Origin of the sequence: Pseudomonas sp. BW7P1, from assembly GCF_024981055.1 — a bacterium.
Lineage (GTDB): Bacteria > Pseudomonadota > Gammaproteobacteria > Pseudomonadales > Pseudomonadaceae > Aquipseudomonas > Aquipseudomonas bananamidigenes.
On sequence record NZ_CP103374.1, the window covers coordinates 4,196,568 to 4,211,410 of the forward strand.

Here is a 14,843-nt window from a genome sequence, read left to right on the forward strand (position 1 = left end):
TCCCGTGGGTTTGGGTGAGCTGCGCCCGAAATTGAGGTTTGACGATGGAAAACGCCCTGAACATCCACGCAAAACTGCCGCCGGAACAGGCTCAGGCACTCTTGGCCAACCTGCGCGAACAGTACCGTCTCAGCCTCAATGACCTTTGGTACGCAGACCAATACCGCTTTATCCCCGAAGGCCTGCGTCACGGTTCGATTCTCGCCAACTCCCCCGTGATGGCCGCTCAGAAACATCTGATCGGCGCCCTCTCCCACTGCCTTAAGAAAGTGAAGTAACCATGAAAGAGCAACTGCGCGTCGACGTGCTTAAGCGCCTGCAAAACGATTACGGACTTAAGCAACGGTCAGACGCCCATTACATGCGCGGCGGAACTTGCCCGAAGTGCCGGCAGAAAACGCTGTACACCCGCATTCAGGCTCCGTGGCTGGTGATATGTGGCAGACCCGAGAAATGCGCCCACACAATGCATGTGAAGGAGCTGTACGACGATCTGTTTGAGGACTGGAGCAAGCGCGCACCGATAACCGATCAAGATCCCAACGCCACCGCCCGTGCTTACCTGGAGTTCGCTCGGGGCTTCAACATTCAGTTGATCCAAGGCTGGTTCACGCAGGAAAGCTTCTATTCAGTCGAACACAACGCCGGCAGTGCGACTGTTCGCTTTGCGCTGGAGAAAGGCGGTTGGTGGGAGCGCCTGATCGACCGACCTAGCCGCTTCGGCAAGATGAAAGCGCGCTTCAAATCGAAGGACAGCTATCGCGGCGTCTGGTGGTGCCCGCCCTGCGTGGATCTGCTGGAAGCCAAAGAAATCTGGATTGTGGAAGGCATCTTCGATGCGATTGCCTTGGTGCATAACGATATCGCCGCCGTATCCGCCATGTCTTCGAATGCGTTTCCGGAGGAATCCCTACGGGCGCTCGTTCGTGATCGTGAGGGGAAGCTGCCGAAGCTGGTCTGGGCGCTGGACAACGAACCAGGTGCACATGCCTATACCAAACGCTGGGCCAAGCAGGCGCGAGCGCTGGGGTTCGTTTGTGAGGCCGCGCAGATCCCTCTCCGTGACGGACGGAAGACCGACTGGAACGACCTGCATCAACGCTGGGGCTTTATCGATGACGAAAGCGAACGCGCTGAACAAATTGCCGCTGACCTAAAACAGGTACGTCACCAGGGCGCGCTGCTGTTGGCAGAGAGTGCCGCCGAGAAAGCCTTGCTGATGTACGACTGGAACAAGCGCGGTGAATTTCACCTGGCCTTCGGTAGCCGCCTGTACTGGTTCAAGTTGGACATGGAGAAGTTCAACCGGGCGATGCAGGACATCGAGGACAGCGAGAACCACGACGACCAATTGCTCAACCAAGCACAGCAGCGCGAAAAAGCCCTGCAGCAATCGGGCAGCGTGGTCGAGATCGCAAACTGCTACCCACAGGCGCTGTACTTTCAACGCAACGAAGTCACCGACGAATCCTGGTACTACGTGCGCGTAGACTTCCCTCACGACTCAGAAAGCGTGAAAAACACCTTCACCAGCGGTCAGCTATCAGCCGCCAGCGAGTTCAAAAAACGTCTGCTCGGGATGGCTGCCGGTGCCATGTACACCGGGAGCGGCCAGCAGCTCGACAAGCTGATGAAGGATCAACTGTTCGGCATCAAAACCGTGTCCACGATCGACTACGTGGGCTACAGCAAGGAATACGGCTGCTACGTTTTTGGGGATCTCGCCATCAAGGATGGCACGATCTACAAAATCAACAGTGAAGACTATTTTGAGTTCGGGAAACTCCGGCTGAAATCACTGCAGAAAGGCGTGCCGATCAAGCTACAGCGCGACGGGAAGGACTTTAACGAGCAGTGGCTGCAGCTGCTGTGGACATGCTTCGGCGCCCAGGGTCTGGTCGCGCTGGTGTTCTTCTTCGGTTCGCTGTTCTGCGAGCAGATCCGGGCACGCTATCAGTCTTTCCCTTTTCTGGAGGCCACCGGCGAGGCCGGCGCCGGCAAAACCACCCTGCTCAACCTGCTGTGGAAACTGCTCGGGCGCGAAGGGTACGAAGGCTTCGACCCGATGAAATCGACGAAAGCCGGTCGTTCGCGATTGATGGGGCAAGTCGCAGGTATGCCGGTCGTATTCCTCGAAGCCGATCGGCACAGCGAGGATCGCTCTCACGCCAAAACCTTCGAATGGGACGAGCTAAAGGATTACTACGGCGGCGGCACCTTGGCCACAAAGGGGGTGAAGACTGCCGGCAACGAAACCTACGAACCACCGTTTCGCGGCACGATCGCCATCAGCCAGAACGCGGCAGTGGTCGCCCATGAGGCGATCATGACCCGGATCGTGAAGCTGCACTTCATCCGACCAACAGTGACGCCGCAAAGCCGCGCTGCAGCGGACAAGTTGAACGCCCTGGACGGCGACATGCTCAGCCACTTCCTGATTCGGGCCGTTGGTAAAGAGTCCGCCGTCCTCGAGCTTTTCGCCCAGCGCATGCCGGAACACGAAGCCAAGCTGCGCCGGCTGCATACCCACTGCTTTGACTGCTGCACGGAGTACTCCAGCGAGCAAGGCAACTGTCGCAGTTGCGGATCTGACCTGCGCGGATACATCCGCGTGGAGCGGATCAGCAAGAACCACGCGCAGTTGCTTTCGCTGCTCGATGCTCTGCGCCTGGTTCTGAAACTGGACGAACCCCAGGTTGCCGCCACCCAGCGCCAGATCGTGCGAATGGCCATCGAGCGCCAGGCCTCGATCAGCTCCGACCACCCGGCCGTTGCCGAATTCTGGGAAGTCTACGACTACCTCGAATCGCTCAATGACGACCCATTGGTCGATCACAGCAGCGACCCGAACGTGATTGCGATCAACCTCAACGAATTCAGCGAACGCGCCGCCGAACACAAACAGAAGCTGGCCGACGTAGCCACCCTGCGCGACCTGCTGAAAGAGTCACGCTCGCACAAGTTTCTTGAAGCAAATAAAGCGGTACACAGCGCAGTCCGCGCAGCGATGAACAGCAGAACACCCTTGGCGCCGGGCCGTCCCACGACGGTCAAGTGCTGGATCTTCAAAGCGTGAAAAGGAGGCTACACCGATGCAAATCCAAGTCTTTATGGGTAATGCCGGCGACGGCAACACGAACAAGCTGCAGGAGATCATCGATCGCCTGAACGCACTGGGGAAGAGCCAACCGGTGATTCAAGCCGAGGCTTATGGCGAGGACGGGCTGGTGCAGATTCTGGAAGTTCGTGCTGCAGGTGGCCAGCGCGAAATCCTGGTGGACTCGTGCAGCCCCCAGCAGATTTTGAGCGTACTGGAATGGCAATCCTGTACCGAGGAAGACCCGAATTACGCTGACCTGGTTATTCACCTGGCCCGTCGGGACTGACGGAATAGAAGCGATGTCGAGGAGTTGCAGCTCCCCGACATCAACCACCACTGAGGGCAACACCATGGAAGCACAGCACCAAAGCAGCAGTGATCCAAAGGCTAACACACTCAACAACAGTGACACGCACGCTCGGCATCTGATGGCTATCAGAATCGTAGGTACAGCTCTGTTTGACTATCGAGTCCGGAAAACTGAAGCAGCGCGGATCCGGCTTGAATGCCTTACCACTTTCGCCAAGGAGTTGGGCGACATCGATGCGGCAGAGTTCGCTGTTGTCGCTCAACTACTGGCAGGCAAATCAACAGCAGACCGCCCCCCAATTGATCGAACCTACTCACTCGAAGGTATCGCACTATGAAAACGCTATTTGTACTGATGGCCCAATACAATGGCCAAGTGGTAATTCCCCTGGATCGAGTGTGCCAGGATTATTTCACGCACCTGACAACGGATATGTTTCAACGCAAAGTGGGTGCAGGGCAGATAAAGCTCCCGATTACTCGCATGGAGTCGAGCCAGAAAAGTGCGAAAGGTGTTCATATTGCAGACCTGTCGGCCTACCTGGATGAACAGCGCGCTGCAGCAGTCAAAGAAAGTAATCAACTGAATAGCGCGCCGCGCAGCAGCTAATTCACCTCAACGTTTTGGCGCCCAGTTTTACGGGCGCCTGCAGGATGCGCTCGAACCATTCCCAAGTTGCATACACATCCCCTCGTCCGCGCAAGTGGGTATAACGGCGCATTGAGTTCCAGTCTCGATGGCCCGACACGCTCGCCACTCGTGGAATATCCCAATCCATTTCAAAAAGACGACTGACGCCTTCGTGGCGCAGATCGTGAAAGTGCAGATCTTCAATGCCCAGGATTTTGCAGGCCCTTGTCCAGGACGTCGACACGGATTCAGCGCTGTAAGGAAAGATCTCAGGCAACACTTTAGGCATGGTCTGAAGGATCTCCCATGCTTCTGGCGGCAATTGACACCAGACGTCGTTACCGATTTTTTGCCCAGGGTTCTTCATATCACGAACCAGAACCCGATAGCCTGCTTCATCCAAGTCTTCCCACCGGATCCGGGTAATCTCTTCTTGCCTACGCGTGGAGAACAACGCGAAGCCGGTCAACTTAAGCATGTTGATAGAAGTTGGACGACGGGTTTGAATACTCCGAAAGTGCGTCAGCAGTTTGTCGAGTTCTACCAGGGTGGGCCGGCGATCGCGCTCGCGGCTTTTCATGTTGTAACCGAGCTTTTTCAACACTCGGCGGGCGTCCGCCATTGCGTGCGGATCCACCTCATATCCCCAAGCGGGCCGAGCGATCGAGAGAACCGCGCCAAGGTGTGCAAGATCGTTGCCGGCGGTTTGAGGCTGAACGCCTCCGCCCTCCTTGCCCATGCGCCATAACGCATATTCGACCAGGTGCTGGCTGCTTACATCTCTGTCGTTCAACTTCCCCAGGTAGCATTCGCTGATCGCCTTCAACGTGCCGAGCTTCGTCTTCCCGAGAGGGCGCGCCTTGGTCATCTCGGCCAAGTACCGATCGATCATTTCCTTAATCGTCGCACCCGGACGGTTCGCCCGCTCGATCGCACCTGGTTCATCCAGTTCGGTTTCTCTTTTACGCACCCAAGCCTGTGCGGCCTGTTTTCGGGCGAAGGTCTGGCTCTCTTGGTAAACTTGCGCCCCATCGCGAAACAGGCGTATCTGTGCCGTGTAACTGGTGCTGCCGTCGGTGCGTTTCCGTGCTCTGATCGTGGCCATAGTCAACTGGTACAATTTGAAAGGTGGTTGGTACATTGTACCAACCGACCACAGAAAACGCCTATTTACCCCCTGAAAACGGCTTAAAACACGTAGAGCAAAATGGTACAGAATTCAGCTACATACCCAACAAACACCGGCTCTACGCTGTCTAGAAGGTTCTCCGTTGCGCCCATGATGGATTGGACTGACCGCCATTGCCGGTACTTCCTACGCATCCTGTCGAAAAACGCCCTGCTCTACACCGAAATGGTCACCACCGGCGCTCTGCTCAACGGCGATCACGAACGTTTCCTCCGTCACAACGAAGCCGAGCACCCGCTGGCGTTGCAGTTGGGCGGTAGTGTTCCGCTGGATCTGGCCGCTTGTGCGCGTATGGCGCAGGAGCATGGTTACGACGAGGTTAATCTGAATGTTGGCTGCCCGAGTGATCGGGTGCAGAACAATATGATCGGGGCGTGCCTGATGGGGCATCCGCAGTTGGTGGCGGATTGTGTGAAGGCGATGCGTGATGCGGTGTCGATTCCGGTGACGGTGAAGCATCGGATCGGGATCAATGGGCGGGACAGCTACGAAGAGCTGTGTGATTTCGTCGGCACGGTGCGGGATGCTGGGTGCACCAGTTTTACGGTGCATGCGCGGATTGCGATTCTGGAGGGGTTGTCGCCGAAGGAGAACCGGGACATTCCGCCCCTGCGTTATGACGTGGCGGCACGGTTGAAGGCGGATTTTCCGGAACTGGAGATCATTCTGAACGGCGGGATCAAGACGATGGAGGCCTGCCATGAGCATTTGCAGACCTTTGACGGTGTGATGCTGGGCCGCGAGGCTTATCACAATCCGTATCTGCTGGCTGAGGTGGATCAGCAGTTGTTCGGCAGTTCGGCGCCGGTGATCACCCGGGCCGAGGCGTTGGCGCAACTACGGCCTTATATTGCCGAGCATCTGGCGACTGGCGGGGCGATGCATCACATCACGCGCCATGTGCTGGGCCTGGGCACCGGGTTCCCGGGAGCGCGCAAGTTTCGGCAGTTATTGTCGGTGGATATTCACAAGGCCAAGGATCCGCTGGCGTTGCTGGATCAGGCGGCGGAGTTGCTGGCCGGGCGCTGAGGCCCGACCTGCGGCGGCGGGCTGTCAGGCCGCCGCCCCCGTCCAGTTCACCCACCCAAACACCCACGTCGCCAGAATCAGCAAACCAAACGCGATCCGGTACCAGGCGAACGCGGCGTAGCTGTGGTTCGCGATGAACTTGAGCAAGCCGCGTACGGCGATCATTGCGAAGATGAATGCGGTGACGAAACCCAGGGCGAAGACCGGCAGATCGCCGGCCTGAAACAGGTCGCGGTATTTGTAGCCGGAGTACACCGCCGCGCCGACCATGGTCGGCATGGCCAGGAAGAACGAGAACTCCGTGGCGGCCTTGCGCGACAGGCCGAACAGCAGGCCGCCAATGATGGTGGATCCGGAGCGCGAAGTGCCGGGAATCATCGCCAGGCACTGGACACAGCCGATCTTCAATGCGTCGGACCAGACCATGTCGTCGACATGCTCGACACTCACGACATGGTTCCGCTTTTCAGCCCACAACATCACGATACCGCCCACCACCAACGCGACCGCAACGGTAATCGGGTTAAACAGATAATGATGAATGGCATCGGCGAATAACACGCCGAGAATCACGGCCGGAAAAAATGCGATCAGCAAATTGACGGTGAAGCGTTGTGCATTGCGTTGGGTCGGCAGGCCTTTGACGATTTCGAAGATCTTCGGACGAAACTCCCAGACCACCGCCAGAATGGCGCCCAGTTGAATAATGATGTTGAACGCCATGGCACGTTCACCACCGAAGTCGAGCAAGTCGGCAACGATAATCTGGTGGCCCGTACTGGAAATGGGCAAGAACTCGGTGAGACCTTCTACCGCACCTAACACCAACACCTTGAACAAGGTCAGTAAATCCATCAATCCTCCGTCAGAACGCTCTTCATAAGCGCCCGGTCAACTGCAGTCAGGCATGGGTATCTGAAATAAAACAATGGGCAGATCAATACCATTGCCCGATTCGGTGACGGAGAATAGGTCTTATCAAAAGACACACTCAAGGCATGTTAATAATCGTCTGTCTGTGAACTTGTTCACGGTGTGGCCAAAATAACCTTCAGCCCTTAAAATGTGATCCACCTCACACTCCCCCGGCTCAGGCGATAATCCGTGCTGGCCATGGGACATAAAAACCGGTCGCCATAGTTACAAAATAGTGGCACCATTGCACATCGCCACCATCTAACGACGTTCGTTTCGTTAGTTCAGCACCCCGAGAAAATCAACTAAAAGCTTGAAAAGCTTAATTATTGTTAGAAAACTCGGGAGCCACGTCTAAAAATCGCGCGAATGTTACCAATTGTCAGTCACAGATGAGAACCGGTGCTTTAACATCCCGATGTCCGCACTTTTTCGAGTCAAGGCATGATGCTTACAGGGAACTTAGCGACTAGAAGCTCGCACCAAACAAACGACGCGCCAGGTGTTCTAGCCCTGGCGCGCACCCGTGCGGTGGCCGAACACTTCAGTGCGCTGATCGCCAGGCATGTGCAGACCGGTGTGGCGCTGGATGCCGACTCTTTCACTAGTTCATATCAGCCGAATGAATATCACGGCTTCTATCGAGCCATTTTCATCGTCATCGATACTCCGCAAGCCCTGGAAGATAATCTGGCGCTGGTGGAAAACCTGCGCTCCGGAAACTTGAAGCCGATCATTTGTGCGGTGATTACCGGTCGCGGCGCCCACAACAAGATCAAATACCATCTTGCCGGGGCAGACTTCTGCATCAAACTCAACGCCCTTTCCGACGAGGGTGGTGAGTTGCTGAGTGAATTCTTCAGCAGTGAAGAATGGTTGCGTGACATTGATCTGATACTGGACCCGACCCGTATCTGCCTCTCCGACACCAGCCGGAAACTGGACATTTCCTTTGCCGAGATGAAGATCCTGGAAGCGTTTTCGCAAACCAGCAATCACATTCTCAGCCATGACGAAATCGCCGGGATCATGGGGCTAAACACGCATTTCTACGACCCTCGCGCGCTGGAAAAATCCATCAGCCGCTTGCGTGGGAAAATCAAGGACGTGTACGGTACGAACGCCATACAGAGCATTCGCGGGTATGGCTACCGTCTGATGAGGGGGTTGATCTCGACCGCCTGAGTCAGGGAAATCACCATTTGCAGCATACGAGGGAACGTCTGATGCAACGCTACAACACTCCACGGTCTCACCGCTTTATTTGCAATATCCATCCAATAAAAAGCTGTCAATTGAATGAGCGCTGCAACACTTAAACATAACAATAAATCATTACTCTGAAAGCAGACCCAGTGGAACTTATCGCGGGCCATAATTGGGCCCAGACCCTGCCTGTCGATTATTCCGAGCGCGTTATAACTCGTCTGCCGATTACCTTTTTAGCCAAATTTGGTGCGTTATTCAGGAGAGAGACATGGAAACCAGTACAACCCTCCCAAGAAAATATTTTGTGGTCGTGACCAATAACTCTGCGTCTCAACGTGAACTCGAGAGCATTCTCTCCAGTGAGCGTTTCAATTCGTTCGGTACGTCTCAGGCACAAATGTTTGTTGAAGGTGTTGCTTCGCCCTCTTCCACTCCCACGCTCATGGAGTTCAATTACCCACGCGGCACAAGGAAAAGCGTCGCTCGCCGTATTGAACATGACACCCAGCGCATATTGGCCACGCTCGAATCCGAATGGCTGGCGGCACAATCCACACATTCCTTTCAGAACAACCCGGCAATCACCGAGGACGTCAATGACACGCCCCGACCGGTCACGGAAGCCTGGCATCTCGACAATGATCAAGGCGTACTTGTTCGAGAGGATATCCAGATCAGTCTCACCGGCCTTGAAACCGCACTGGTCAGAAAGATGCTGCACCATGAAGAACGCGTTGTCAGCCGCGACGATCTGATTCTCAGCATCGGCCGGGAACCGGAGCAATATCGGGGTCTGGAAATGTGCCTGAGTCGTCTTCAAGACAAATTCAAAAGTGCCAGCAACGGTGAGCGACTGTTTCGCGCCGTGCGTAATCGCGGTTATTGCCTGATCCAGGAAGTTGTCGCCTAAGCACAGTTTCCACATCCAGTGACCGAAGCAAGTGCAACAACAAAAATAAAAAAGCACTTTGCTTGTTGGAATCTCCTTATTCAGTAATGCCTCCCTCCTCACCCTTCCTACGATAGCAAACAGAGTATTGTTTGTTCACCCCTGCCTTTTGACCTTTTCTAACGTTCGACCATTTCCATCAATAATTGATTGGCACTATGCCATCTTGTTAGAACTCGTCAGACAGCATCTTCCCGCAATAACTTAGTCTATTCACTGACGACAGTTCGGCATTCCGATGTTGTTACCTCGAGACACCGGCACCTACAACAAAAAAGTCTGATTGACGACTCGGATTTCAACTGTCGAAACCTGAATGGAAGTCTTTTGGGGATATCGCATATGGATCTCACTCTACGTATCAACCGAAACACAGGCCTCAAGGGACTTACCTTCTGGGGCCAATGGGCATTGGCACAATGCTTTATTGTTTCACTGTTGTTCATATTGGCCGAACAGCACACCGGGACAGTCGAGTTCTATTACCGGATGTGCACCATGCTGGCGGTGTTGGCTTCGGTTCCGGCCTACACGTTCAGCGGTGCCTACCGTAAACGCGACAACTACCTGACCGGACTGGGACGGTTGCTGATGGGCTGGTCGATGACCATGGCCGGGCTGACCTTCATCGCGTTCATCTGCAAGGCCGATGAGCTGTTTTCGCGCCAAGTGATTCTTGACTGGGCGGTGTACGGTTTCCTCGGTCAGGCGCTGCTCTATGCGCCCCTGCACGCATTTTCGAAGTACTACCAGCGCTCACGCAAAAGCGAGCACAAGACCCTGATCGTCGGCACGGGCGAGTTGGCTCTGGGCCTGGCGAAGAAGCTCAGCGAACAGGAAAACCTGCCGCTGGTGGGGCTGGTCAGCAACGGCACCGTGCCTGCGCTGGACGCGGATGCACCACGGGTCGTCGGTGCCCAGGAAGACTTGCTGGAGCTGATCAAACGCCACGATATCCGCCGTCTGTACATCACGCTGTCGCTGTCCGAAGCAGCGAAGATCGAAGCCATGTACGGCGATCTGCTGGATGCCAACGTGGACGTGGTCTGGGTGCCGGATCTGAACAGCCTGACGCTGCTCAATCATTCGGTGAAAGTCGTGGACGGCCTGCCGGCGATCTACCTCAACGAAAGCCCGCTGACCAGCCGCCCGACCGCGGCCCTGAGCAAAAGCCTGATGGAGAAAAGCGTCGCGTTGCTGGCCATCATCCTGTTGAGCCCGGTGCTGTTGCTGATCGCGCTGGCAGTGAAGCTCAGTTCGCCCGGCCCGGTATTCTTCAAGCAGGATCGCCATGGCTGGAACGGCAAGGTGATTCAGGTCTGGAAGTTCCGCTCGATGCGCGTGCACGATGACCATGAAGTCAAACAGGCCAGCCGCAACGACTCGCGCATCACCGCCGTCGGACGGTTCATCCGTCGCACTTCGCTGGATGAGCTGCCGCAGCTGTTCAACGTATTGCAGGGGCACATGGCACTGGTTGGCCCGCGTCCGCACGCTGTTGCACACAACAACTATTACTCGGGCAAGATCCTCGCCTACATGGCCCGTCACCGAATCAAACCGGGTATCACCGGCCTGGCGCAAATCAGCGGTTGCCGTGGCGAGACCGACACCCTCGACAAGATGGAAAAGCGTGTGGAGATCGACCTCAAGTACATCAACAACTGGTCGCTGTGGCTGGACCTGAAGATTCTGGTGAAGACGCCGTTCACGCTGTTGTCGAAGGATATTTACTGAGACGCCGAGCTTGGCAAGGCAATACCGCAAGGGGACGAAAGTCCCCTTTTTTGTGGGCGGGATTTGGAGGCTGGCGGGAGGCTTGCACCTGCATCGGGTCGGTTGCAGTGATGTCGGCTGAACGGACGCCAATCGCGAGCAGGCTCGCTCCCACAGGGTTACGGGTAGTGTTGAAACTCCGGCATTACCCGATCATCGGTGACAACAGCATCCACCACAAACCAGAACGGGAGCCGAGGGCTCCCGTTCTGGCTTCCCGGTCTCCCGGGCTTACTCGGTAATCTTCCCGAAGTTGCGATAGAACATGTCGTCCTCGCGGCTGTCGGTCATGGAGTGCAGCTGGAAGCTGCGGTTGAGTCTCGCACCACCGTCACGGGTCAGCGGCGCCCAGACCAGGTTGGCCCGGCGCATGGTCGACATGCTCATCATCTCGTCGAATGGAATCGACAGATAGATGCCCTTGTCGAAACTACCTTCGCCGTATTCCGCACTGCCCGCCGTGGTGATGGTCGCCCAGGCCCCGAAGCGCACGCCGTTGGAAAACTCTCGCGAGATATCCAGCGTGCCGCCAAAGTCCCCTGCCAGGTAGCGCCCGATGCTGACTGCCGCAAGCGTTTCGTAAGGCAGGTCGGTGTAGCCGGTGATATGGCCGGTCAGCACCGAATAGTCGCGCAAGCCGAAGCCCTGATCGAATTCGCGCTGACGCACGTAGTTCAGGTCCGCGCCGATCGCCCAGCGCTCGCCGGTCGGACGGAACAGCACCTCGCCTCCGACCCCGGCAAACATCGACTCCAGATAACCGCCGTAGACCATGCCGTACAGATCCTTGTCCAGTTGTTCGGCGTGGCTGACCTGAAATAACGGCATGGTGGTGTCGGAGGTGGTCAGGTACTGGCGCAGATCCGTGCGCACACGCGGCAAGCCGCTGGGTGCATCGTATTTGAACTTGTCGAAGTTGTTCGCCAGGTTCTGGCTGAGCATGCCGCTCCACCAGGTGTTGCGGTTGAAGCGGAATTCGGCGTCGAGGTCGGCGCTGAATTGATAGAGCAAGCCGTCCGGGCCGCCGACGTTCTGTTTGAAGCCCAGGCCGGCGCCGTAACTGAAGTGCTGCAACGGCTGGGTGTAGAGCGTCTTCTCGTTGTGCGGCATCGCCGGATTGACCTCGGTGGTGCGGTGCAACGCCTGCAGCGGCTCCTCGTTGTTGATCACCTCGCGGAAGGTCTGGCGCGGCACGCTGGTTTCTTCCAGCGGCAGGTCGTAGCGCTTGTTCACCAGGGTGAACCAGTCGATGTCGTCGTTGACGCTGTTGTCCAGCACCCGGCTCGCACGCCCCACCGCCTTGGAGGAATGGAAGTAGCGCTGCTGCTCGCCATAAACGATCAACTCGGAATCACGCTGAGCGATGCGCTCGACCCGGTAACCGGCATTCTGTTGCAGGCGCTGCGAAACGTTGGCCCAATCGACCTGGTCCATCGATGTGGTCGGTGCCTTGGCCGGCAGTGGTTCCGGTGGCGGATCGAAGGTCTTGGCCGGCGCCTTGCGGCTGACGAAGTTGGTGTGGAACGTGACGCCGAACATCGCGGTGTTGCCCCGCTCCCATGCCGCGCTGACGTCGAGGGCGTCCGTCACCTTGAACACTGCGCCGAAGTTGATCGGTGAGTCCTGCTTGATCACGTTGTCCTTCGGTTCGTGCTTGTAGTCGTTGCCTTCGTATTCGAGCTTCAGGCTCAGGCGGTCCCAGGGCGTCTGGTAACTCACGCCGCCGAAGAACGAGGGCTGGCCGCGAAAGTACGAACCGGCGTTGACGTCCCCGGTGCCCTCAAGGGCCGGTCGGGACTTGAAGCGGTCGTCGAGATAACCGAACGGGTTGTCGATGTCGCCGCGATTGCCGATGTAACCCCAGGCAATACCGGCGCTGAAATCCAGGTTGTCGAAGCGCTTGTTGGCCACCAGGAATTCACTGGCGAACAAACCCGTACCACCGACGTCCCGAAAGCCCAAAGAAACGTCGGGGGCCCAATGGGTTTCCTCCCAGAGCCGGACTTTGACGTCGACCGCCTTGTCCTTGTAGCTCTGGTTGCCGCTCATCGACTCCGGGCCGTACGGGCGGTTGGTGATGGCGGTGTAGCGAAACGAACCTTCGAGCCAGTCCAGCGGCTGCAACGAAACGCTGTAGCGGCTGTAGGGCTCGGTGCGGTTGGCGTTGACGCTCAACTCGCCGGCCGGGGCCATGCGTGCGGTGGGCGTCTGCAACAGACCGGTGCCACCGAAGTCACCCTGGGTAATACGCGGCTCGGCATGGGCCAGGCCACACGGCAATAACAGTACAGCTGCAAAACGCAAATTCAACGAACCACCTCAGCCAACTGCGTGGCAATCAATTCGGCCAACTGCTGATTCAGTTCAGGGATGGGCGGATCCAGATCATCGTTTTTCAACGGCACCAGAATCTTGCTGCCGGCAACGGGAAACTGCCCGCTCTCACGGTTCCAGTGGGCAATGCCGACGCGCCGCGAAACGCCGTTGGGCTGGATCAGCCACAAATAATCGGCGTCGGCATCGTCTTCCAGCACATGGCAATCACTCAGGTATTCACGCGCTTCGAGCAGCGGTTGATAAGGCAACCGACACGGTTCGGCGACGGCCCCCAGTACCTCGACTTCATCGATGCGCGGCGGGTAGATCAGGCGATCACCATCGTCCAGACGAATGTTGCGGGCGAAGCCGACTTCCAGCGCCACCGGATCCAGATCGGCGATCTGGCGCCCGGTGACCGGCATCTTCTGTACGTCCTGCGCCACGCGCACGGCGAGTGCTTTGCGGCTGGGTCGATCGAACAGATCGGCCATGCGCTGCAAGATGTCCAGGTCGAACAGCACGCCGACCTTGAGCCGGGTCTGCTCTTCCAGCAGCGACTGACGCAGCAATACACCCGCCAGCCAGTAACCCTCGGCATTGGGCACCGCAACGCTGATCACATCGGTCAGGCGCCCACCCGGCGGCAAGTCCACCGGCCCGGGATTGGCGACATCACCGGTGACGGTGACGGCTGCCTGACTTGCACCGGCGAGCACCATCAAGCACACCGAAAGAACCCTCAGACGCTTCATGGCGCATGCCTGCGTTCAGGGGTCAGCTGCACGATCTTTACCCGCAGTTGCGAGGTCAGTTGCTGCTCGCTCTGCACAATAAAACCGTCCACCGGATCGACCCAGTAACGGTTGGTCGTCCGCAGACCGATGGCCGGGACGTCGATACGCTCATCGACACGCAGCACGGCATATTCCTTGTTGAGAATCTTCAGGGTTTCCATGGATTTGCGGGTGAAGCGGCTGTTGACGATCAGCCCGACTTCCTGGCCCTTGTAGAGATCGATCCAGCGCTGGCTGGTGTGGCCATCGGCAACGTTCTGCAGACCGTGCCTGAATGGCGAGGCATCGGACAGCCGCGTGCCGTCCAGATCACCCTCCACGCCCAGGCCGACGCTGCGCACCGCAAGACCGTCGCGCAGCAACAGCACTTGCTTGCCCGACGCGACCCAGAACTGCAGGTCCTCGCGCTCACGCACCAGTGCCAGCACCCCGGAACCGGACGGCGTGGTCAGTTTGATCTGGGGATAATTGACCTCGGCCACCTGAGCCGGCGTCACGTCGATATCATCCGGGCCGACCACGGCCGACTTGAGGTTGGTCACCGAAGCGACCATCAGCGGATTACAGCCACACAGCAACAAGGCCGCCATCAGGCAGACGCCAACTTTCAGGATGTTCACAGG

14 protein-coding genes are annotated in these 14,843 nt (G+C 57.3%); 9 read left to right on the forward strand and 5 right to left on the reverse strand.

Translation table 11 applies throughout. The features are described 5' to 3' along the window. The first annotated feature begins 44 nt into the window (after positions 1–44). The 5 genes from NWV16_RS18845 (at position 45) to NWV16_RS18865 (ending at position 4,019) form a co-directional block, all read left to right on the forward strand. Positions 45–278 (forward strand): hypothetical protein, encoded by a 234-nt coding sequence (locus NWV16_RS18845; RefSeq protein ID WP_260520291.1) that lies wholly within the window; start codon positions 45–47, stop codon positions 276–278. Positions 279–280: 2 nt separating this feature from the next. Continuing rightward, positions 281–3,076 carry a toprim domain-containing protein gene (locus NWV16_RS18850; RefSeq protein WP_260520292.1) on the forward strand — a complete coding sequence of 932 codons (2,796 nt, stop codon included), beginning with the start codon at positions 281–283 and terminating at the stop codon, positions 3,074–3,076. A gap of 16 nt (positions 3,077–3,092) precedes the next feature. Beyond that, positions 3,093–3,386: a hypothetical protein gene (locus tag NWV16_RS18855; protein ID WP_260520293.1), complete on the forward strand. Its 294-nt coding sequence runs from the start codon at positions 3,093–3,095 to the stop codon at positions 3,384–3,386. Positions 3,387–3,450: 64 nt separating this feature from the next. Continuing rightward, positions 3,451–3,747: a hypothetical protein gene (locus NWV16_RS18860; protein ID WP_260520294.1), complete on the forward strand. Its 297-nt coding sequence runs from the start codon at positions 3,451–3,453 to the stop codon at positions 3,745–3,747. Further along, the gene (locus NWV16_RS18865; protein WP_260520295.1) at positions 3,744–4,019 is read left to right on the forward strand and encodes a pyocin activator PrtN family protein; all 276 of its coding nucleotides are present in this window, start codon (positions 3,744–3,746) and stop codon (positions 4,017–4,019) included. The genes NWV16_RS18860 and NWV16_RS18865 overlap by 4 nt, the downstream gene beginning before the upstream one ends. 1 nt (position 4,020) lies before the next feature. Here the strand turns inward: NWV16_RS18865 and NWV16_RS18870 are convergent, their stop codons facing one another. Then, on the reverse strand, positions 4,021–5,145 hold the full coding sequence (locus tag NWV16_RS18870) for a site-specific integrase (RefSeq protein ID WP_260520296.1): 1,125 nt from the start codon (positions 5,143–5,145) through the stop codon (positions 4,021–4,023). A 102-nt stretch (positions 5,146–5,247) separates the two neighbouring features. Between NWV16_RS18870 and dusA the strand changes: the two genes are divergently transcribed. Next, the gene (dusA, locus tag NWV16_RS18875; RefSeq protein ID WP_260520297.1) at positions 5,248–6,258 is read left to right on the forward strand and encodes a tRNA dihydrouridine(20/20a) synthase DusA; all 1,011 of its coding nucleotides are present in this window, start codon (positions 5,248–5,250) and stop codon (positions 6,256–6,258) included. Positions 6,259–6,282: 24 nt separating this feature from the next. Here dusA and NWV16_RS18880 read toward each other — a convergent pair whose 3' ends face one another. Continuing rightward, positions 6,283–7,113: an undecaprenyl-diphosphate phosphatase gene (locus tag NWV16_RS18880; RefSeq protein WP_260520298.1), complete on the reverse strand. Its 831-nt coding sequence runs from the start codon at positions 7,111–7,113 to the stop codon at positions 6,283–6,285. A gap of 504 nt (positions 7,114–7,617) precedes the next feature. On the opposite strand from NWV16_RS18880, the gene NWV16_RS18885 reads away from it, so the two are divergent. From NWV16_RS18885 to NWV16_RS18895, 3 genes are all read left to right on the forward strand, one after another. Further along, a complete protein-coding gene (locus NWV16_RS18885; RefSeq protein ID WP_260520299.1) occupies positions 7,618–8,358 on the forward strand; it encodes a winged helix-turn-helix domain-containing protein in 741 nt (246 codons plus the stop codon). Positions 8,359–8,650: 292 nt separating this feature from the next. Then, positions 8,651–9,292 (forward strand): helix-turn-helix domain-containing protein, encoded by a 642-nt coding sequence (locus NWV16_RS18890; protein ID WP_260520300.1) that lies wholly within the window; start codon positions 8,651–8,653, stop codon positions 9,290–9,292. 381 nt (positions 9,293–9,673) lie between these two features. After that, positions 9,674–11,068 carry an undecaprenyl-phosphate glucose phosphotransferase gene (locus tag NWV16_RS18895; protein WP_260520301.1) on the forward strand — a complete coding sequence of 465 codons (1,395 nt, stop codon included), beginning with the start codon at positions 9,674–9,676 and terminating at the stop codon, positions 11,066–11,068. Between the two features lie 270 nt (positions 11,069–11,338). On the opposite strand, the gene NWV16_RS18900 is transcribed toward NWV16_RS18895, so the two are convergent. The 3 genes from NWV16_RS18900 to NWV16_RS18910 are packed head-to-tail and all read right to left on the reverse strand — an operon-like array spanning position 11,339 to position 14,840. Next, the gene (locus NWV16_RS18900; RefSeq protein WP_260520302.1) at positions 11,339–13,417 is read right to left on the reverse strand and encodes a YjbH domain-containing protein; all 2,079 of its coding nucleotides are present in this window, start codon (positions 13,415–13,417) and stop codon (positions 11,339–11,341) included. Then, entirely contained in the window at positions 13,414–14,178 is a 765-nt protein-coding gene (locus NWV16_RS18905) for a capsule biosynthesis GfcC family protein (protein ID WP_260520303.1), read from the reverse strand. The genes NWV16_RS18900 and NWV16_RS18905 overlap by 4 nt, the downstream gene beginning before the upstream one ends. Next, positions 14,175–14,840, reverse strand: coding sequence for a YjbF family lipoprotein (locus NWV16_RS18910; protein WP_065260741.1), 666 nt, complete (start codon positions 14,838–14,840; stop codon positions 14,175–14,177). The genes NWV16_RS18905 and NWV16_RS18910 overlap by 4 nt, the downstream gene beginning before the upstream one ends. Positions 14,841–14,843 lie beyond the last annotated feature (3 nt).

Coding starts and splice junctions, on each gene's coding strand:
- NWV16_RS18845 (WP_260520291.1), top strand. CDS start 45: ATGGAAAACGCCCTGAACATCCACGCAAAACTGCCGCCGGAACAGGCT.
- NWV16_RS18850 (WP_260520292.1), top strand. CDS start 281: ATGAAAGAGCAACTGCGCGTCGACGTGCTTAAGCGCCTGCAAAACGAT.
- NWV16_RS18855 (WP_260520293.1), top strand. CDS start 3,093: ATGCAAATCCAAGTCTTTATGGGTAATGCCGGCGACGGCAACACGAAC.
- NWV16_RS18860 (WP_260520294.1), top strand. CDS start 3,451: ATGGAAGCACAGCACCAAAGCAGCAGTGATCCAAAGGCTAACACACTC.
- NWV16_RS18865 (WP_260520295.1), top strand. CDS start 3,744: ATGAAAACGCTATTTGTACTGATGGCCCAATACAATGGCCAAGTGGTA.
- NWV16_RS18870 (WP_260520296.1), bottom strand. CDS start 5,145: ATGGCCACGATCAGAGCACGGAAACGCACCGACGGCAGCACCAGTTAC.
- dusA (WP_260520297.1), top strand. CDS start 5,248: ATGGTACAGAATTCAGCTACATACCCAACAAACACCGGCTCTACGCTG.
- NWV16_RS18880 (WP_260520298.1), bottom strand. CDS start 7,113: ATGGATTTACTGACCTTGTTCAAGGTGTTGGTGTTAGGTGCGGTAGAA.
- NWV16_RS18885 (WP_260520299.1), top strand. CDS start 7,618: ATGATGCTTACAGGGAACTTAGCGACTAGAAGCTCGCACCAAACAAAC.
- NWV16_RS18890 (WP_260520300.1), top strand. CDS start 8,651: ATGGAAACCAGTACAACCCTCCCAAGAAAATATTTTGTGGTCGTGACC.
- NWV16_RS18895 (WP_260520301.1), top strand. CDS start 9,674: ATGGATCTCACTCTACGTATCAACCGAAACACAGGCCTCAAGGGACTT.
- NWV16_RS18905 (WP_260520303.1), bottom strand. CDS start 14,178: ATGAAGCGTCTGAGGGTTCTTTCGGTGTGCTTGATGGTGCTCGCCGGT.